The sequence below is a fragment of the Pseudomonas sp. ES3-33 genome, assembly GCF_000952175.1.
GTDB lineage: Bacteria > Pseudomonadota > Gammaproteobacteria > Pseudomonadales > Pseudomonadaceae > Aquipseudomonas > Aquipseudomonas gregormendelii.
The window spans coordinates 64,372-83,422 of record NZ_JZRI01000034.1 but is presented as its reverse complement, the minus strand read 5'-3'; the positions used below and the strand labels follow the sequence as shown (position 1 = coordinate 83,422).

Genomic DNA, 19,051 nt, shown 5'->3' with positions numbered 1-19,051 from the left:
CATGGGCCGACTGCGTGACGCTCTCACCCGTGAGCTGGGGCGGCGCCAGGCCTGGTGGTTGTTTGTGCTGGCGACGCTGGTGTATGTGTTGCCGCTGATCCTTGCCGACTACCGCTATATCGATGACAACTGGCGCGCGTTGTCGGGCGGCATGGAATGGGCAGGGCAGGGACGGTTGTTCGCCGAGCTGATGTACAACGCCCTGACTTTGAGCCCTGGCGCGCCGAACATTTTTCCGTTGCCGCTGTTGATCGCCACGCTGGCCATGGCTTCGGCCTTGACCCGCCTGACGTTTCACTACTGGCGCGAGCCCAGGGTCTCCAACTGCCTGGTGGTGTTGCCCCTGTGGTACAACCCGTTTTTTCTGCAGAACCTGTCTTATCAATACGATGGCCCTGCGATGGCATTGAGCGTGGTGGCGGTCGTCTACGCGATCAGTTTTCACCACCCCTCGCGCATCCTGCAGTGGCTGGTGCCGGCCGGTCTGGTGGCGCTGGGTTTGGGCTTGTATCAGATTAGTTTTAATGTGTTCCTGGGCTTGTGCTGCCTGGAGGTCCTGAAGGGCGCCCATGACCAGCTGGAATGGCGCAAGTGGCGAGATCTGATCGGCTGGAGAATCGCCCAGGCGGCCCTTGGCGCGTTGATCTACGGCGTGACCGCCTACCCGTTTACCGAGGCAAATCGCACCTTGTTATTGAACCTGGACGCCGATCCCTGGCTGCAGGTGCTGATCAATATCGGCCGCGTACTGGAAAAGGTGCAGTTGCTGTTCCATGGCGGCTTTACCTGGGTGTTGGCCGGGCTGCTGTTGTGTGCAATAGCGGGCGCCGCAGGGCTGGGGCGCGAGATTTCCAGGCGTCCGGACAGCGCAGCCAAACGCCTGTCCATCGGCCTGGTATGCCTGCTGACCCTACCGCTGGTGACCTTGCTTGTGTCGGGCATGGCGCTGTTATTTCGCGACTTCAACGAAGGCGCCAGAACCTTGATGGGCTTCGCCGTGCTGCTGGTGCTGCTGTTCTACCTCGGCCACCTGGCATTGGCGCGGCTTCACCCGCGCCTGCCGCTGCTGCTGGCCTTACCGCTGCTGGCGATGCTGTCGCTGTCCTACGCCTACGGCCGGGTGCTGACCGTGCAGAAAGCCTTCGCCACCCAGGCCCTGGGCAGTCTTGCGCAAGACATCAGCGCCCATCGCGAGCTGCGCGAAGCCAAGCGTATCTACCTGTCGGTGACCTATTCCGACCACTGGCTGACCGGCGCGGCCGGTTCGTTCAGGCAGATGCCGGTGCTGCATTACCTGCTCAACATCGACTTCTACATACTGGCCGAGAACCTTCCCGGCGTCGGCATCACCAATGTGGTCGCCGAGAAGGAACGGCGCAATGCCACGCGCGTGGGATACCTGGCCTATCCAGCGCTGGTGGACAGGCCGTACTACCGGATATACCTGATTGGCGACTACGGGTTTATCGTCGTCAAGGAACCACCGCCGATCAAGACTTTGCGCTGGTGAACCCGCTGATGCCAGCCTCGCGGGGCGTCAGTCGACCTGGCTGCTCTGGCGAATGGGTAACTCGACCCGGAATGTGGTGCCCACGCCGACTTCACTGCGAACCGTGATTTCTCCGCGATGCTTCTTGATAATGCCGTAGGACAAGGACAATCCCAGGCCTGTGCCCTGGCCCACGGGTTTGGTGGTGAAAAACGGGTCGAAGATTTTCTGCAGGTTCTGCGGTGCGATGCCGGAGCCGGTGTCTTGCACTTCGATCCATACCGACTGCGCAGCATGCCCGGTGCGCAGGGTCAGGGTGCCGCGTTCCGGGCCAATCGCCTGGGAGGCATTGACGATCAGGTTCATGAACACCTGATTGATTTGTGAGGGCAGGCACTCGATGTCGGGTAGCACCTGATACTCCCTGAGCACATCGGCCTTGTACTTGAGTTCGTTGGCGACGATGTTCAGGGTCGACTCGATGCCCTGCTGCAGGTTGATCCACTGCCATTCCTGATTGGCGTCCACCCGGGAAAAATCCTTGAGGTCCCTGACTATCCGGCCGACCCGGTTGATGCCGTCCTTGGACTCCTTGATCAGCAGCGGAATGTCCTCGCGCAGGAAGTCCAGTTCAATCCGTTCGCGCAGCTGCTGCAGGCGTTCGGCCCACTCACCGGCCTGGATCAAGGTCTCTGCCTGTCCATAGGCATCGAGCATTTCCTGCAGTTGCTGGAAGTAGCCATCGAGCGTGCCGAGGTTGGATGAGATGAAGCCGATGGGATTGTTGATCTCATGGGCAACGCCGGCGGCGAGCTGCCCCAGCGACGCCAGTTTTTCCGATTGCACCAGTTGTGATTCAAGCTGTTTGCGCTCGTCGACTTCCCGCTGCACCAGATGCTCAAGATGATTCATCTGCAAGCTGGCCCGTTCTGTCATGTCCCATTTGGCCAGCAGGGTATTGGCCATTTGCTGCACTTCCACATTGTCGAACGGCTTTTTCAGAATCAGTACCCGGTCATGGGCGTGCAGGCGGTCGAGCAGTTCATCCCAGGAATAATCGGAGTAGGCGGTACACACCACCACTTGCAAGCGCGGGTCTGCCTGCCACAGTTGTTCGATGGTCTGGGCGCCGTCCCAGCCTTCGGGCATGCGCATGTCGACGAAGGCCAGGGCATAGGGTCGCTGTTGGTCCAGTGCCCACTTCAGTTTATTCAGGCCTTCCTGCCCTCCGTAGGCCGAATCCAGCTCAACCGTCACGCGGGTCGGTGCGGTCTCGCTGCCGAACAGGGTCGCTTCCATCGCATCCATCTCCTGCGTCTGCACCGGGGGAGGCATGAGGATCTTGCGAAAATCCGCATGAATGGACGGAGTGTCGTCGATCAGCAGGATGCGTCGGTTGAAACCCTCGCTCATGCTGGCTCCTGTACGAGGTGCAGCGGGATCCGCAAGGTGAACAGGGCGCCTTTGCCCGGGCCGTCGCTGTGGGCGGTGAGGTGGCCGTTCATCTCGATGGCGGCGAGGGCGCAGCTATGCAGACCGAAGCCGTGACCTTCCTTGCGGGTGGTAAAACCGTGGGCAAAGATCCGCGTGATGTTTTCCTCGGCAATGCCTTCGCCGTCGTCCTTGACGCTGACTTGCAGGGTTGTGTCATCGATGATTTTCACCGCCAGGGTCATTTGCCGCGCACGATTACTCAGGCCCGACATCGCGTATTTGGCGTTGCTGATCAGGTTGATCAGAATCAGCAGCAGCCGGTGCTTGTCACCCATGACTTGCGGCAATGCGCTGTAATCCTTGACCACCGTCACCTGATGTCGGGTCAGGGCGCCCGCGTTCATGCGCAGGGCGTCTTCGAGCAATTCGCTGATGTACAACGGCTCCATGAGGCTGTTGGCGCCCGCATAGGATTGCTGGGTGGCGACGATGTCCTTGATGTGATCGACGCTCTTGCTCAACTGCGCCAGTTCCTCGCTCATGCCCTGCTGCTCCAGGGCTATCGCTTCCACCAGTTGATTGAGGTAACCGGGAAGCAGTTTGCCTTTCGGGTCCTGGGTCAGGAAGGTGCCCAGATCCCCTGGATGATCGTTAATCAGCTGCATCGCCTTGGCCAGGCCCTGGGCCTTGCTGGCGCGCAGTTTACGAGTCACCAGGTCGGCGGAAATGTTGACGCTGTTGAGTACGTTGCCGACGTTGTGCAGCACGTTGGTCGCTATCTCGGCCATCCCGGCCTGGCGTGCAGTGTCGAGCAGTTCACTCTGGGTATCGCGCAGTTCACGGGTGCGTTTTTCTACCCGCAATTCGAGGTCGTCATTGGCGGCTTCCAGGGCTTGGTTGACTCGCTGGATCACCCTGAAACTGCGCATCAGGTGAATGGTCAGGTACACCAGGCACAGCACCAGCAACACTGAAAATATCAGCATGGAAAAGTGGTAGCGCTGGTCGACGGCTTCGGTCCTGTGCTGGTCAGTGTTGAGCAGGTCGGTAATGTCGTCCAGGCGTTCGGCCACGGGGATGGCCTCGATGTTTTCCAGCAGCCGGTTGACCAGTGGTTGTTCGCGCAGGATCAATGAGATATGGCTGCTGAGGATGCCGATCGGGCTGTGAAACTGCTCGGGCAGGCGTTCTTTGTTGACCTTCAGTTTGTTCAAGCCGAGCAGAATGTCGGCAGCCTTGCCATCAGAGGTGACCTGGGCGAATTCCAGGCTGCTGAGCAGCAAGTCATAGGTGTCAGTGGCGATGTTCTGCAACTGCAGTTTGTCGCCGTCCACCAGTTCGGCCAGTTGCGCCTGGATGTCGTCCTCGGCGGTGGGCAGAAACGCCAGTGAATTACGCAACACGGCGTTGTGCGACTTGAATTGTTCGACCAGGCGGGTTTTTTCCTTGAGGGCGGCAAGGAAGGCATCATGACTGGTGCGCCAGGCGGCCGAGGCATTGCGGTCGTGGCTTGACTCCATCGAATCGAATCGTTGCCAGAGCCGGGTCATCTCGGTGAGTGGCGAAACCAATGGGTCATAATTGTGGCTGATGGCGATCCTGGCCTTGAGGATTTCGGTTTCCCACTGCGCATTCAGCTGTTTGATGCGGCCGATCAAGTCCCTGGATTCGGCGTAGGTCGTGGTCTGGTCCGCGCTGGATTTGAGGTACAGGAACAGCAGCGTCGAGGCCAGCATCAGGGCGACGATGCCCAACAGCGTCATGTTGCGTCGGTAGGACAGTGTCATAAGGCTTTACCCTCCCATTCGCCGGTCAGGGTCTTGAGAAACTTGATGATCAGGTTTTTATCTTCGGCCGAAGGAATACGGCCGAGCTGGAACTTGAACATCACGTCCACCGCCTCTTCGAGCGTCGCGGCCGAGCCGTCGTGAAAATACGGCGCGGTGATTGCGACGTTGCGCAGGCTGGGCACCTTGAACACGTTGCGGTCCTCTTCGTCCCCGGTTACCAGGTATCGCCCCAGGTCGGCCTCCACCGGGTTGCCCCGCACCTGGAAGTAATCGCCCAGGACGCCGAACTTCTGGTACATGTTCCCGCCGATGTTCACCCCCTGGTGGCAAGCGATGCAGCCGTATTCCTTGAAACGCTGATAGCCGTACTTTTCCTCGCGACTGAGTATCTGGGTATCGCCCAGCAGGTACTGGTCGAACCGCGAGTTGGCGCTGATCAGCGTGCGCTCGTAACTGGCGAGGGCGTTCTGCACGTTGTCCCTGGTCACCCCGTCGGGGTAGGCGTTGGCAAATGAAGTGCGGTAGGCCGCATCGGCGGACAGGGTCTGCACCACGTGTTGCCAGTTGCTGCCCATCTCGCTGGGGCTCTGTACGACTTCGTCGATCTGGGCTTCCAGGGAGTCTGCGCGACCGTTCCAAAACTGCCGGAAATTCAGGCTGGCGTTGAGTACGCTGGGGGTATTGACCGCCACCGGAAGACCGGTAAAGCCAATCGAAAAGGCCTTGTTGTCGGCGCCGCCCCTGGTCAGATGGTGGCAGCTGGCACAGGACAGTGAACCATTGACCGACAAACGCGTTTCGTTGAACAACTGGCGCCCCAGTGCTACCCGCTGAGCGTCCTGTTGAGGCACCGCCGGCAGGGGTTTGAGCGGTTCGTCCAGCGGCGCGGCTTCGGCGCTCAGGCACACCCCGAGCACGGGTATCAGCAGCAGGTGGTGAAAGCGCAACCTCATCTGGTGTTTCCTTGGCGCTGGGCATGAGTGTCGTTGGATCGGATTCACGGGAGGTTCGACAAGGAGGGCCTCAGCGACTCCACATAGCGAACGAATACCTCGGGCTCCACCGCTTTGCTGAAGTAGTAGCCCTGGACTTCCTCACAGTGCTGGGCCTTGAGGAAGTCCAGTTGCTCAGCGGTTTCCACCCCTTCGGCAATGATGGTCAGCTTGAGGCTGCGCCCCAGGCTGATGATGGCGCTGACCAGCGCTGCGTCGTTGCTGTCGCTGCCCAAGCCGCGAATGAATGACTGGTCGATTTTCAGGACGTCGATGGGAAAGCGCCGCAAGTAACTCAGGCTGGAGTAACCGGTGCCGAAGTCGTCGATGGCCAGGCGCACCCCCAGTGCCTTGATCCGTTGCAGGGAGGTAACGGTGGACTCGATGTTTTGCATCAACACGCTTTCGGTGATCTCCAGCTCCAGAAGGGCCGGCTCCATGCCGGTTTGCGCGAGGATCTGCTCGATGCCATCGACAAAATCCCGCTGACGGAAATCAATGGCTGACATATTCACTGCCATGCAGATCGGTGGCAGCCCGGCTGCCCGCCACGCGCAGCTCTGTCGACAGGCTTCGGCCAGGACCCATTTGCTCAGCGGCACGATCAGGCCGCTGTCTTCGGCCACTGCGATGAATGCCGATGGATAGACCAGGCCGTGGCCGGGCTTGTGCCAGCGGATCAAGGCCTCGGCGCCGACCACCTGGCCACTGCGAAGGTCCAGCTTGGGTTGGTAGTGCAGGACAAATTCGTTGCGAGCCAGCGCCAGGCGGATGCCGGTCTCCATGCTTTGCTGGTACAAGGCGCGCTGGTTCATTTCTTCGATGAAAAAGCGGTAGCTGTCCGGGCCGGTCTCCTTGACGTTGCGCATTGCGGTTTCCGCTTTCTTGATCAGCGAAATCGCATCAAAACCGTCGTCCGGATAGAGGCTGATACCCAGGCTGGCGGTGACCCTCAATTCGTGGCCGGCAATGTGCTGGGGCGCCCGGATCGCGTTCAGGAGTTTCTCGGCGATGCCGGTGGTCTGCTGGGGATGGCGAATGTCGGCGAGGATCACCACGAACTCGTCCGAGCCATAGCGGAACACCGAGTCGGACGCACGCACCGCCGCCACCATGTTGCGCCCGACCAATTTGAGCATCTGGTCGCCGGCGGGATGGCCGAGCGCGTTGTTGATGCGCTTGAAGCGATCGAGCCCGAAAAACATCACCGCCAGTTGTTTGTCATGGCGCCGGGACAGGGCCAGTGACTGGTTCAAGCGGTCCCCGAGTAACGTGCTGTTGGGCAGTTCGGTGAGCACATCGTATTGCAGCAGGTGCGAGACCTTGAGCAGTTCGTGCACCCGTGCCTCGATGGTCTGTTCCAGGCTCAAGACTTTTAATGCCGCGTCCTGGGCCATCTGCCATTTCCAGGTCATGGCGCTGGCCATCTGGCGGATTTCCAGGCTGTCGAAAGGCTTTTTCAGCACCAGCAATTGATCGCCGAATTCCAGCCGCTCGGCGATGTCTTCCCAGCTGTAGTCGGAGTAAGCCGTACACAGGGCGATCTGCAGCTGCGGGTCGGCCTTCCACAGTTGCTCGATGGTTTCCAGGCCATCCCAGCCCGGTGGCATGCGCATGTCGATGAAGGCCATCGCATAAGGTCGCCCCTCCACCAGGGCCTGCTGGACTCGCGCCAGGGCTTCCTGCCCCTGATAGGCGGAGTCGAGCTGGAATGTCAGGCGCTCCACCGGCTGCGTGCCGAACAGGGCTTCCTCGGCGTCGGCCAGGGCCAGTTCGTCGTCGATGGCGGGAGCGAGGATCTTGCGGAAATCCGCATGAATCGACGGTGCATCGTCGATGATCAGAATGCGCCGGTTGGTCCGCGCCAGCAGGGTCGTCATTGACGTGAGCCGAAGCCGGCAACGGTTTCGTGGAGTGTGCTCATAGGAGGGGTATCCTTTCCCTGATCACCTGGCCGAACGTACAGATAAAGGATCCGAGTCACCTGAGCATAGACCTCTGGCCAGTGCTTCGCGCTGGCAAAATGAAATCATTTGCCGGAAGGCGCTCAATTTCATCTAGCCTGTAGGCCAGACTCCGCTTTCAGGCGCTGTCCACCCCGCCCGGACCCGGCGATGCAGCAGTGTTATCCGAGGTGACATCATGGAAGAGCAACCCCCCACCACTTTGAGTCAAAAGCCCAAAGTGCTGCTGGTTGATGATGAGGAGTCGATTCTCAATAGCCTGCGCCGCCTGCTGCGCGGTCAACCCTACGACGTGCTGCTGGCAACCGGTGGTGCCCAGGCGCTGGAGATCATGGCGCTGCAGCCCATCGACCTGGTGATGAGCGATGCCCGCATGCCCAATATGGATGGCGCCACGTTCCTGGCGCATGTCCACCAGCTTTATCCCCATACCACGCGAATCATGCTTACCGGCTACGCCGATCCCGCGGCCATCATCAAGGCGATCAACGAAGGGCAGATTCATCGTTACATCAGCAAGCCCTGGCACGATGAGGAGCTGCTGCTCACCCTGCGCCAATCACTCGCCTACCAGCACTCGGAGCGCGAACGCCTGCGCCTGGTGCAGGAAACCGATCAGCAGAACGAGCAGCTGAAGCGACTCAATGCCACGCTGGAAAAGCATGTGGCCGCGCGCACTGCCGAATTGCAGCAGACGGCCGATATGCTCGACCTGGCCTACGAAGAGCTCAAGCGCAGCTACGTCACGGGTACCGAGGTGTTTTCACTGCTGGCCAATTTGCGCTTGCCGCCGGCCAAGCAGACCAATCGCCAGATCATCGAGCTGGTGCGGGTGTACTGCAACCGCCATGGGGTGGATGAAGGCACCGGTCGCGACCTGACCATGGCCGCAGCGCTCTACAACATTGGCAAGCTGAGCTGGACGGACAGCATGATGACCGCCCCGGCGGACTTGCTGCATCACAACGACCGCGAACGTTATCGCGGTTATCCGAAACAAAGCGAGACGTTGCTGATGACCCTCGACCCGATGAAGGATGCGGCCCGCCTGATTCTTCACCATCAGGAGCGTTGGGACGGCACCGGTTTTCCCGACCGGCTCAAGGGCGAGGCCATTCCCTTCGGTTCGCGGCTGCTGAAACTGGCGGTGGATTTCATCGAGTTGCAACGCGGGCTGATTCTGGAGCGGCAGATGAACAGCGATGAAGCTCTGCTCTATATCCGCAACTATGCGGGACGGCTCTATGACCCGGGGATGGTGGAAGATTTCATTCAGGTCTGCGCCGCCTGCCAGAGCGATGTCTCGCTGGCCGACCCTGCGGTCAAGGTGCTGACTACTCGCGACGTGGCGGCGGGCATGATCCTGGCGCGCAACCTCAATGCTGACAATGGCATGCTGCTGCTTAACGCCGGCAAGGTGTTGAACGGGGCACTGGTGGAGAAACTCATCGCCTTTGAAGCCATGGAAGGGGCGAAGTACAGCATCTTTGTAAAGGTCCCGCAGGAGCCGCCGGCTAATGTTGCGCACGCGCAGGAGAGGGCTTAGGCGTTGTACTGATCCATTGGGAACGGACAGGCGGACCTGTATCCTTGGGTTTTTTATCCAGGGCAGGTTTTCCTTCATGACCGTTACTTCAACCCCCCGCGTCATCCACATTGCCGCGGCGCTGCTGATCGGCCCGGACGGGCGCACGCTGCTGGTACGTAAACGCGGTACCACCGCCTTCATGCAGCCCGGTGGCAAGATCGAAGCCCAGGAGCAACCGGTGCACGCGCTGGCGCGGGAGTTGGAGGAAGAGTTGGGGCTGTTGATCGATCCTGCGCACGCCGCCTACCTCGGCCAGTTCAGCGCCCCGGCCGCCAATGAGCCGGGTTTTGTCGTGCAGGCAGAGCTGTTTCAGCTGGCGATTGCGACTGACGTGTCGCCGGCGGCGGAGATCGAAGAGGTGATCTGGATCGATCCGGCCACCGATGGCGATGTCTTGCTGGCGCCATTGACGCGGGACCTGATCCTGCCGTTTTATCGAGCTTCGCTCATCGCGACTGCCTGATCTTTTACGGACGAAGGATTGCCCATGATTCCACTCCACGACCTGTTGATTTTCGCCGCCGCGGCGTTGCTGATGGTGCTCACGCCCGGGCCGAACATGATCTATCTCATTTCCCGCTCCATCTGCCAGGGACGCAAGGCTGGCGTGGTTCGTGCACAACCCGGGCTGGCTGGCAGTGCAGCGGTATTTCATGGGGGGTGTGCTGGCGGCGCTGGCGGTGCGCTTGATGCTGGAGCAGCGTAAGGCAACCTGAAAAGCCCAGGGACGGCTCAGGCTGTGAGGCTTTCCACGTAATCGATGTCAGCCGAACCGTGTAGGAGCGAGCTCGCTCGCGAAAAACCTGAGTGCGCCGAGGGGTGTCAGGTTTCCCGCGTCATCGTTGGCGTCCATCGCGAGCTAGCTCGCTCCTACCGGACGGCACTGACGCCATCGAGCGTCGAGAACGAGGTGTCCTTGGCGGTCAGCAGGAAGTCGCGCATGTAAGGCGCATCCAGCATGTCCGCACGAATTCCCGCGTACAACGTCGCGAACAAGCCTTTCTCGCCAAGGCGCTTGGCCTTCACATAACCCCGTGAGCTGTATTCATGCAATGCCCAATGGGGCATGCCGCATACGCCGCGACCGCTGGCCACCAGTTGCATCATCATCACCGTGAGTTCGGAGGTGCGAACCTGCGCCGGTTCGATGTCCGCCGGCTCCAGGAAGCGGGTAAAGATGTCCAGCCGGTCGCGTTCCACCGGGTAGGTGATCAAGGTCTCGCTGATCAGGTCTTCGGGCACGATGTACGCCTTGCTCGCCAGACGATGCTGATTGGCCACTGCAAGCATTGCCTCGTAAGTGAACAGCGGCACATAGGTGATACCCGCCAGCTCCTGCGGGTCCGAAGTCACCACGAGGTCCAGATCGCCGCGCGCCAGGGCCGGCAGCGGGGCGAAGGAAAAGCCCGAGGCCAGGTCCAGTTCGACTTCCGGCCAGGCGTCGCGGAACTGGTCGATGGTCGGCATCAGCCACTGGAAGCAACTGTGGCATTCGATAGCCATGTGCAAGCGTCCCGCCGTGCCGCCAGCCAGCCGGGCAATGTCGCGCTCGGCGCCACGCAGCAGCGGCAGTGTCGCATCAGCCAGTTGCAGCAGGCGCAAACCCGCGCTGGTGAAGCGCACAGGCTTGGTTTTGCGCACGAACAGCGGCATGCCCATGCGTTCTTCCAGCTCTTTGAACTGGTGGGACAGGGCCGACTGGGTCAGGTGCAGGCGGTCGGCCGCATCGACCAGGCTGTCAGCTTCGCGCAAGGCGTGCAGGGTTTTCAGGTGGCGGATTTCAAGCACCGGGGGGTCTCCATGAGGAAAACTTGTGATCAACACGAAAAGGTTGAGTTTGTCTCATGTTGCCCTATCTGTCGACAATAGCGCCATGTTTCACGTCCCCTTTTGATTGAGAGCATTCCCCATGGCGTTGGCCCACACACTTGGTTTTCCCCGCATCGGCGCAGACCGCGAACTGAAAAAAGCCCTTGAATCGTATTGGAAGGGCGACCTCGACCAGGATGCGCTGCACAGCGTCGGCCGGCAGTTGCGTGCCACCCATTGGCAGCTGCAGAAAGACGCCGGCATCGATTTGCTGCCGGTAGGCGACTTCGCCTGGTATGACCAGGTGCTGACCCATTCCCTGACCTTCGGCGTGATCCCACAGCGTTTTGACGGCGCCAAAGACGAGAACGGCCTGCCGACCCTCGATACCCTGTTCGCCATGGCCCGTGGCGCCACCGCCAGCTGCTGCGGCAGTGAGCATGGCCAGGCGCAATACGCCCAGGAACTGACCAAGTGGTTCGACACCAACTACCACTACCTGGTCCCGGAGTTCAGCGCCGATCAGCAGTTCAAACTCAGCTGGGAGCAACTGTTCGACGAGGTCGACGAAGCCTTGGCGCTCGGCCACACCGTCAAGCCGGTGATCATCGGCCCGCTCACCTACCTCTGGCTGGGCAAGGCCAAGGGCGACGACTTCGACCGGCTCGATCTGCTCGAACGGCTGTTGCCGGTCTACAACGAAATCCTCAGTCGCCTTGCCGCGCAAGGCGTGGAATGGGTACAGATCGACGAACCGATTCTGACCCTGGACCTGCCCCAGGCGTGGAAAAGCGCATTCGAACGCGCCTACCACATCCTCCAGTACTCACCGCTGAAAAAACTCCTGGCGACCTACTTCAGTGGTCTGCAAGACAACCTCGGCCTGGCGGTCGGCCTGCCGGTGCAAGGCCTGCACATCGACGCCGTGCGTGCGCCGGATCAACTCGGCCAGGTGCTTGATCGCCTGCCGACCTACAAAATCCTGTCCGTGGGCCTGGTGAACGGGCGCAATGTGTGGCGCTGCGAACTGGAATCGGTGCTGGCGCAATTGCAACCGGCCCAGGAACGCTTTGGCGACAACCTGTGGGTCAGCAGTTCCTGCTCGCTGCTGCACAGCCCCGTGGATCTGGACCGCGAAGACAAACTCGATCCGGAACTGAAAAGCTGGTTGGCGTTTGCCGTGCAAAAGTGTGGCGAGATCGCCGTGCTGCGTGACGCGCTTAACGATCCACAAGCGCCCAAGGTGCGAGCGGCGCTGGCTGAAAGCAATGCCATTGAGGCCAGTCGTGCCGAATCGCCGCGTATTCACAAAACTGCCGTGCAGGCTCGTGTTGCGGCGGTAAGTGCCGCTGACAGCCGGCGCCAATCACCGTTTGCCCAGCGTATTGAACAACAGCGTGCTCGCCTGCAGTTGCCAGCATTTCCCACGACCACCATTGGCTCGTTCCCGCAGACCGGTGCGATCCGCCTGGCGCGCCAGGCATTCAAGCAGGGCAAGCTGTCTGCCAACGACTATACCGATGCCATGCACAGCGAAATCCGGCACGCCGTGCAAGTCCAGGAGCGCCTGGGCCTGGATGTGCTGGTGCATGGTGAAGCCGAGCGCAACGACATGGTCGAGTACTTCGCCGAGCAGCTCGACGGTTATGCCTTCACCCGGTTCGGCTGGGTACAGAGTTACGGCTCCCGTTGTGTGAAACCGGCGATCATCTATGGCGACCTGAGCCGTCCCAAGGCCATGACGGTGGACTGGATTACCTATGCCCAAAATCAGACCGAGAAGGTGATGAAGGGCATGCTGACCGGGCCGGTGACCATGCTGATGTGGTCGTTCCCACGGGAAGATGTTTCGCGCAAAGTCCAGGCTCAACAGTTGGCCCTGGCACTGCGTGACGAAGTGGTGGACCTGGAAAAAGCCGGCATCAAGATCGTGCAAATCGATGAGGCTGCGTTCCGCGAAGGCCTGCCAATGCGTCGGGCGCAATGGCAGGAGTACCTCGACTGGGCGGTGGAAGCGTTCCGATTGACCGCCTCGGGTGTCCGTGACGAAACCCAGATCCACACCCATATGTGCTACAGCGAATTCAACGACGTGATCCAGGCCATCGCGGCCATGGATGCCGATGTAATCACCATCGAAACCTCACGTTCGGATATGGAATTGCTGGAGGCTTTCAAGGCGTTCGACTACCCGAATGATATCGGCCCGGGCGTCTACGACATCCACTCGCCGCGAGTGCCGGATACTGTCGAGATGATCAACTTGCTGCGCAAGGCCGCCAAGCGGATTCCGGCCGAGCGCCTGTGGGTCAATCCCGATTGCGGACTGAAGACCCGTGCATGGCCGGAGACCGAAGCTGCGCTGGTGAACATGGTTGCGGCGGCTCGGCAGTTGCGCACTCGATTGGCATAGCCTGGCGGCGCATGCTCCGGGCGGCGATCCGACCATCAACGATCGCATGGTTGCGAATATGACCGCTCGGCACTCTTCATCAAACTGTCATGGAACTGTGGCAGCGCGCTTGAACAAACTTCATCAGACTCGCGCTCTACTGGGGTTCTGCGTTTCGGTGTTTTTTCATGCGTTTATTTCTTTTACTGGCCGCGTTGTTGTTCGGCCTGCCGTTGATGGCGGCTTCGCGTTGCGATGTCGATGTTCCAACTGAACGAGCCGATCTGGCACAGGTAAGCCTGGCTTATCAGAGTATTGGCCGTGCTTCGGATCCGGCGCTGTTGCTGGTGATGGGACTTGGCGGCCAGTTGATTCACTGGCCGGACGAAGTGGTTGTCGCGCTGTGTCAGCAAGGCTTTCGGGTGATCCGTTATGACAACCGCGATGTCGGTCTCTCGACGTGGCGCCAGGCACCCGTCGACGCCAACCTGACCTTCGAGGTGCTGCGCTACAAACTTGGTTTGCCAGTGTCCGCGCCCTACACCCTGACCGACATGGCTGATGATGCGTTTGGGTTGATGGATGCCTTGCACGTTGAGCAGTTCCACGTGCTGGGCGCGAGCATGGGCGGAATGATTGCCCAGCACATGGCGGCGATGGCGCCGCAACGGGTCGAGAGCCTGACCCTGATCATGACCAGTTCCGGTGCCGAAGGACTGCCGGCACCGAGTGCGGCGTTGGTGCAGTTGCTTGCGCGTCGTGGTGCGCCGAATCGCGAAGCAGCGCTGGAACAACAGGCTGATCTGCTCGCGGCGCTGGGCAGCCCGACGGTGAGTGATGATCGCCAGGCGTTGCTGCAACAGGCGGCGCAATCCTATGACCGGGCGTTCAACCCCGAAGGCGTGAAACGCCAGATCATGGCCATCCTCGCGGAACCGAGTCGGGTGGCGCTGCTCAATCAACTGCGGGTGCCAACCCTGGTGGTGCACGGTACGGCTGATCCGTTGCTGCCGGTCATGCATGGCGTGCACCTGGCGGCGCATATTCACGGAAGTCAGTTGAAGCTGATTCCGGGACTGGCACATCGATTCCAGGAAGCGTTCAAGGCGCCGCTGTTGGCGGCGGTGCTGCCCTATTTGCAGGCTCACCGCGAAGACACGTCGCATTGGGCGCAGATCGATCCGCTGCCGGCCCCCAATCTCCTCTAACCCCCCTACAGGTGTATCGTCTGGGCTTTGCGACGCGTTCCAGTCTTCGAGGTGAGTGATGACTACCCCCCTGAAAATCGATTTTGTCAGCGATGTGTCCTGCCCCTGGTGTGTCGTCGGCCTGTACGGCCTGACCCAGGCCCTTGATCTGTTGGGTGACGAGGTCCAGGCCGAGATCCGGTTCCAGCCATTCGAGCTGAACCCGAAGATGGGACCCGAAGGCCAGAACATCACCGAGCACATCACCGAGAAATACGGCTCCACGCCTGAGCAGTCGCAGAAAAATCGCGAGATGATCCGCGAGCGCGGTGCCGAGGTCGGTTTTGCTTTCCGCACGGACGGCAACAGCCGCATCTACAACACCTTCGATGCCCATCGCCTGTTGTATTGGGCAGGGCTGGAAGGGTTGCAGTTCAACCTGAAGGAGGCGCTGTTCAAGGCGTATTTCAGCGATGGAGCCAACCCGTCCGATCATCAGCAACTGGCGCGGATTGCCGCGAGTGTCGGGCTGGATCAGCAGCGGGCCGAGGCGATCCTGGCGTCAGACGAATTCGCCCGGGAAGTTCGGGAAGAAGAACAGCTCTGGTTGTCCCGCGGAGTGAGTTCGGTACCGACCGTGGTCTTCAACGGTCAGTATGCGATCAGCGGCGGACAACCTGTGGAGACGTTCGTGGGTGCAATTCGGCAGATCATGAGTGAAGCCAAGGGCGGCACGGTGAATCAATAGCTCAGGTTTGAAAGCGCACCCACACGCCGACCAACACGGTGGCCGCAATCAGCCAGGCCACCGCTGCCACCGCCAGTGAGGCTTCCAGCCGCATCTTGTCGACCATCACGTACAACGTGGCCAGGTAGATGAAGTACGGGATGATCGACCACATGCCAAACACGATGGTGGTCTTCAGATCATCCAGCGACCGGCCTTTGCCGACGATGTAATGCGCGATCAGGGCAAAGGTCGGGAACAGGGGTACCAGCCCGGCGATGTAATAGTTTTTGGTCCTGGCCAGCGCGGCGAGGATCAGCACCACCGCCGCGCCCAGGCTCGCCTTTAGAATCAAGTCCATCAGTGGCTCAACCCGTATTTTTTCACTTTGTCGAACAGCGTGGTCTTGGCCATTCCAAGTTCCTGGCTCGCCTGGGTCAGATTGCCGCCGCTGCGCTGCAACGCATCCACCAGCAAATTGCGCTCGAAGGCTTCGACCGCTTCGGCGAACGCCAGGCCCTGATTGCTGCCGCTGGCGCCGGATTTCTTGAAGGCCGGCAGGCCGAGGGCGAAGCGCTCGGCGACGTTGCGCAATTCGCGCACATTCCCCGGCCAGTCATGGCTCATCAGGTTCGACAGGGTCTGGTTGTCCAGGTCAGGCACCGCGCGGTCGAAGCGCAGGGAGGACTGCTGCAGGAAATGCTCGAACAGTTGCAGGATATCCTCGCGGCGTTCTCGTAGCGGTGGCAGTTCCAGTGTGACCACATTGAGTCGGTAATACAGGTCGCTGCGGAACTCACCCGCTTTGCTCGATTCGTCCAGGTCGGATTTGGTCGCGGCGATCACCCGGCAGTCCACCGCCACGCTCTGGTTCGAACCGAGGCGCTCCAGGGTCCGTTCCTGCAGAACCCGCAGCAGTTTGATTTGCAGCGGTAACGGCATGCTTTCCACTTCATCGAGGAATAGCGTGCCGCCGTCGGCGTGTTCGATCTTGCCGATGCGCCGTTTGCCCGCGCCGGTAAAGGCATTGGCTTCGTGACCGAAGATCTCGCTTTCGAACAGATTCTCCGGCAGGCCGCCGCAGTTCAACGCGACGAACTGCCTGGCATGGCGCCGGCTGAAATCGTGCAGGCAACGCGCGACCAGCTCCTTGCCGGTGCCGGTCTCGCCTTCGATCAGTACGTTGGCCGAGGTGTCGGCGACGTTGGCGATCAACTCCCGCAGATTCTGCATGGCCGGTGAGCGGCCGATAATCCGGCCTTCCAGCGAGTCGCGCTCGGCCAATTGCCGGCGTAGCGAGGAGACTTCCCGCGCCAGGCTACGTTGCTCCAGCGCGCGACGGGCGACGTCGACCAGGCGTTCCGGGGAGAACGGCTTCTCCATGAAGTCATAGGCGCCTTTTTGCATGGCGCCGACCGCCATGGAAATGTCGCCATGCCCGGTAATCAACACCACGGGCAGGCTGCGGTCACGTTCCTTGAGCCGGGTCAGCAGTTCCAGGCCGTCGATGCCAGGCAGGCGGATATCGCTGATGACAATCCCGGCAAAGTTTTCGCCGACCCGCTCCAGTGCTTCCTCGGCGCTGCCCACGCCTTCGCAGGGAATGTCTTCCAGGGTCAGCGCCTGCTGGCAGCCCAGCAGCACATGAGGGTCGTCTTCGACGATCAGCACACTCAGTTCGTGGTTCATAGGGGCTCGGCGTGAAGGGGGCTTACCAACGGTAAACTGAGAACGAAGGAGGTTCCACCATTGGCCGGGTGCTCGACACCCAGGTGCCCGCCAGTGGCGGCGGCCAGGCTGGCGGACAGGGTCAGGCCGAGGCCCAGGCCCTGTTCGCCGGGTTTGGTGGTGAAGAAGGGTTCGAACAGATGTTTGCGCGCCTCGGCGTCGATGCCATGGCCATTGTCACGCACCCGCAGGCGATATTTGCCATCGTGGGGTTCACCCTCCAGCCACAGTTGCGGCAGGGGCTGGGCCTGCATGGCATCCAGGGCATTACCGATCAGGTTGACCAGAATCTGCTCAAGGCGAGTCTGGTCGATCTGCACCTGGACATCGGCGAATTCGCGGTGCAGCTGCAAGTGCGCGCTTTCCAGACGGGCACCGAGCAGTTGCAGCGCAGCCTCTACCGCCTTGCCGAGGCTGGCCTGGCCCTTGTCGTCACCACGACGGGCGAAGGAACGCAGGCTGGCGGTGATCCGGCCCATGCGATCGATCAGCTCGTTGATGGTCTTGAGGTTGGTACTGGCGACGTCGAGCTGACCGCGTTCCAGAAAACGCACGGTGTTGCCGGACAAGGTCCGCAGGGCGGCGAGCGGCTGGTTCAGTTCGTGAGCAATGCTGGTGGACATCTGGCCAATCGCCGCCAGTTTGCCTGCCTGTACCAGTTCATCCTGGGCCCTGCGCAACGTCTCTTCAGCCTGGCGCCGTTCGCGGATCTGGCCCTTGAGTCGTTCATTGCTGGCGCGCAGGTCACTGGTGCGTTCGGTAATCCGACGCTCGAGTTGATTGTTCGCTTCCTGCAGGGCTTCCCGGGCGGCAAGGCGGGTAGCGATAACCTTGCGCCGTTCGTTCCAGGCAATCAGCAGGAACGCCACGAGGGCGAACGCGACAGCCACCAGGATGCCCTGGTTGATCGCTTCACGGCGCAAGTCCTGCAGGGGCGTGAGCAGGGTGAAATTCCAAGGTGTGTCGCTCAAGGGGCGGGTCTGCGACAGGTAGCTGATGTCCTCCTGGGCGGACTCCACCTCGCTGTTGGCGGGGAAGGTCAGTTTCTCCTCACCCTCGGCCAGTTTTTCCCGCGCCAGGGGTTGCAGCTCATTCAGCGGGAACCAGTAATACTGCAGGCTGCGGGCGAGTTTTTCCTTGGTTTCGTCGCTCAACGGGATGACCGACTTGAGCCGTCGTGCCGGATCGCTGGACAGAATGATGATGCCGTTTTCATCACTGACGAAGGCTTCCAGGCGAGCACGCTGCCAGCGTTCTTCCATGGCTTCCAGCCTCACCTTGACCACCGCGACGCCGATGATCTTGCCCTGTTCCTCAAGGCCGTGGGCCAGGTAATAACCCGGTTCGCCGTTGGTGCTGCCAATTCCGTAGAAGCGCCCCGGCTGACCGCGCACGGCGTTCTGGAAATAGGCGCGAAAGGACAGGTCTTCGCCCAGGTAACTGTCGACATCGCGCCAGTTGCTGGTGGCCATGACGCGGCCGGTGGTGTCCATGACATAGATGGCCCGGCTGCGGCTGCGCCGATTCAGGCCTTCGAGGTATTCATTGACCGTCTGCCGGTGTTCCGGCGATGGCTCGTCGAGCAGCTTTGACACGCTGGATTCAAGTTCCAGCAGGCTGGGCAGGTAGGTGTATTTGCTGATTTCGCTTTCGACGGCGCGGGCATGCAGTTCCAGCTGGCGCTGGCCGTTTTCGCTGAGGCTGCGGATGCCGAAATGTTCACTGACCCAGAAGCCGACGTAACCCAATCCAATCATCAGGGCGATGACCAGTGGCGGCAGGAACAGATGGCGAATCAGACGGGGTTTCACGGCGAGTGATGGCGGCGCGGCGCGATAGAGAGTGGGGTCGCATTTCATCACAGATGCCTTGGGTCAACCACAACACAAATCTTGAAACCGCCATCGTCCCCTGTAGGAGCGAGCTTGCTCGCGATGGTCGTCAACGATGG

The 19,051-nt window shown here is 60.8% G+C and carries 14 protein-coding genes and 1 pseudogene; 7 read left to right on the top strand and 8 right to left on the bottom strand.

All coding sequences use genetic code 11. The features are described from left to right. Nucleotide 1 precedes the first annotated feature (1 nt). Nucleotides 2-1,510: a glucosyltransferase domain-containing protein gene (locus tag UB23_RS04005; RefSeq protein WP_045058031.1), complete on the top strand. Its 1,509-nt coding sequence runs from the start codon at nucleotides 2-4 to the stop codon at nucleotides 1,508-1,510. 27 nt (nucleotides 1,511-1,537) lie between these two features. Here the strand turns inward: UB23_RS04005 and UB23_RS04000 are convergent, their stop codons facing one another. The 4 genes from UB23_RS04000 to UB23_RS03985 are packed head-to-tail and all read right to left on the bottom strand — an operon-like array spanning nucleotide 1,538 to nucleotide 7,585. Then, entirely contained in the window at nucleotides 1,538-2,902 is a 1,365-nt protein-coding gene (locus UB23_RS04000) for an ATP-binding protein (protein WP_045058030.1), read from the bottom strand. Further along, on the bottom strand, nucleotides 2,899-4,710 hold the full coding sequence (locus tag UB23_RS03995) for a DAHL domain-containing protein (protein ID WP_045058029.1): 1,812 nt from the start codon (nucleotides 4,708-4,710) through the stop codon (nucleotides 2,899-2,901). The genes UB23_RS04000 and UB23_RS03995 overlap by 4 nt, the downstream gene beginning before the upstream one ends. Beyond that, complete coding sequence (locus UB23_RS03990; protein ID WP_045058028.1) at nucleotides 4,707-5,666, bottom strand: cytochrome-c peroxidase; 960 nt, start codon at nucleotides 5,664-5,666, stop codon at nucleotides 4,707-4,709. Before UB23_RS03990 ends, UB23_RS03995 begins: the two co-directional genes overlap by 4 nt. A 44-nt stretch (nucleotides 5,667-5,710) precedes the next feature. Then, on the bottom strand, nucleotides 5,711-7,585 hold the full coding sequence (locus UB23_RS03985; RefSeq protein WP_045058027.1) for a putative bifunctional diguanylate cyclase/phosphodiesterase: 1,875 nt from the start codon (nucleotides 7,583-7,585) through the stop codon (nucleotides 5,711-5,713). 262 nt (nucleotides 7,586-7,847) lie between these two features. Here UB23_RS03985 and UB23_RS03980 point away from each other — a divergent pair, with 262 nt between their 5' ends. The 3 genes and pseudogenes from UB23_RS03980 to UB23_RS28235 form a co-directional block, all read left to right on the top strand. After that, nucleotides 7,848-9,215, top strand: a complete 1,368-nt coding sequence (locus tag UB23_RS03980; protein ID WP_045058026.1) for an HD domain-containing phosphohydrolase — start codon at nucleotides 7,848-7,850, stop codon at nucleotides 9,213-9,215. A 76-nt stretch (nucleotides 9,216-9,291) separates the two neighbouring features. Continuing rightward, the gene (locus UB23_RS03975) at nucleotides 9,292-9,720 is read left to right on the top strand and encodes an NUDIX hydrolase (RefSeq protein WP_045058025.1); all 429 of its coding nucleotides are present in this window, start codon (nucleotides 9,292-9,294) and stop codon (nucleotides 9,718-9,720) included. Nucleotides 9,721-9,744: 24 nt separating this feature from the next. Further along, nucleotides 9,745-9,927 (top strand): annotated as a pseudogene (locus tag UB23_RS28235) (LysE family translocator); the annotation flags it as partial. Between the two features lie 200 nt (nucleotides 9,928-10,127). On the opposite strand, the gene metR reads toward UB23_RS28235, so the two are convergent. Further along, a complete protein-coding gene (gene metR, locus UB23_RS03965; RefSeq protein ID WP_045058023.1) occupies nucleotides 10,128-11,045 on the bottom strand; it encodes a transcriptional regulator MetR in 918 nt (305 codons plus the stop codon). A 121-nt stretch (nucleotides 11,046-11,166) separates the two neighbouring features. Here metR and metE point away from each other — a divergent pair, with 121 nt between their 5' ends. From metE to UB23_RS03950, 3 genes are all read left to right on the top strand, one after another. Beyond that, nucleotides 11,167-13,479, top strand: coding sequence for a 5-methyltetrahydropteroyltriglutamate--homocysteine S-methyltransferase (metE, locus tag UB23_RS03960; protein WP_045058022.1), 2,313 nt, complete (start codon nucleotides 11,167-11,169; stop codon nucleotides 13,477-13,479). Nucleotides 13,480-13,646: 167 nt separating this feature from the next. Then, nucleotides 13,647-14,666, top strand: coding sequence for an alpha/beta fold hydrolase (locus tag UB23_RS03955; RefSeq protein WP_045058021.1), 1,020 nt, complete (start codon nucleotides 13,647-13,649; stop codon nucleotides 14,664-14,666). Nucleotides 14,667-14,724: 58 nt separating this feature from the next. Continuing rightward, the gene (locus UB23_RS03950; RefSeq protein WP_045058020.1) at nucleotides 14,725-15,393 is read left to right on the top strand and encodes a DsbA family oxidoreductase; all 669 of its coding nucleotides are present in this window, start codon (nucleotides 14,725-14,727) and stop codon (nucleotides 15,391-15,393) included. A 1-nt stretch (nucleotide 15,394) separates the two neighbouring features. Here the strand turns inward: UB23_RS03950 and UB23_RS03945 are convergent, their stop codons facing one another. The 3 genes from UB23_RS03945 to UB23_RS03935 are packed head-to-tail and all read right to left on the bottom strand — an operon-like array spanning nucleotide 15,395 to nucleotide 18,959. Further along, nucleotides 15,395-15,724, bottom strand: coding sequence for a GlpM family protein (locus UB23_RS03945; protein WP_163019478.1), 330 nt, complete (start codon nucleotides 15,722-15,724; stop codon nucleotides 15,395-15,397). Between the two features lie 8 nt (nucleotides 15,725-15,732). Then, on the bottom strand, nucleotides 15,733-17,061 hold the full coding sequence (locus UB23_RS03940) for a sigma-54-dependent transcriptional regulator (RefSeq protein ID WP_045058018.1): 1,329 nt from the start codon (nucleotides 17,059-17,061) through the stop codon (nucleotides 15,733-15,735). Beyond that, nucleotides 17,058-18,959: a sensor histidine kinase gene (locus UB23_RS03935; RefSeq protein ID WP_045058017.1), complete on the bottom strand. Its 1,902-nt coding sequence runs from the start codon at nucleotides 18,957-18,959 to the stop codon at nucleotides 17,058-17,060. The genes UB23_RS03940 and UB23_RS03935 overlap by 4 nt, the downstream gene beginning before the upstream one ends. Nucleotides 18,960-19,051: the final 92 nt, after the last annotated feature.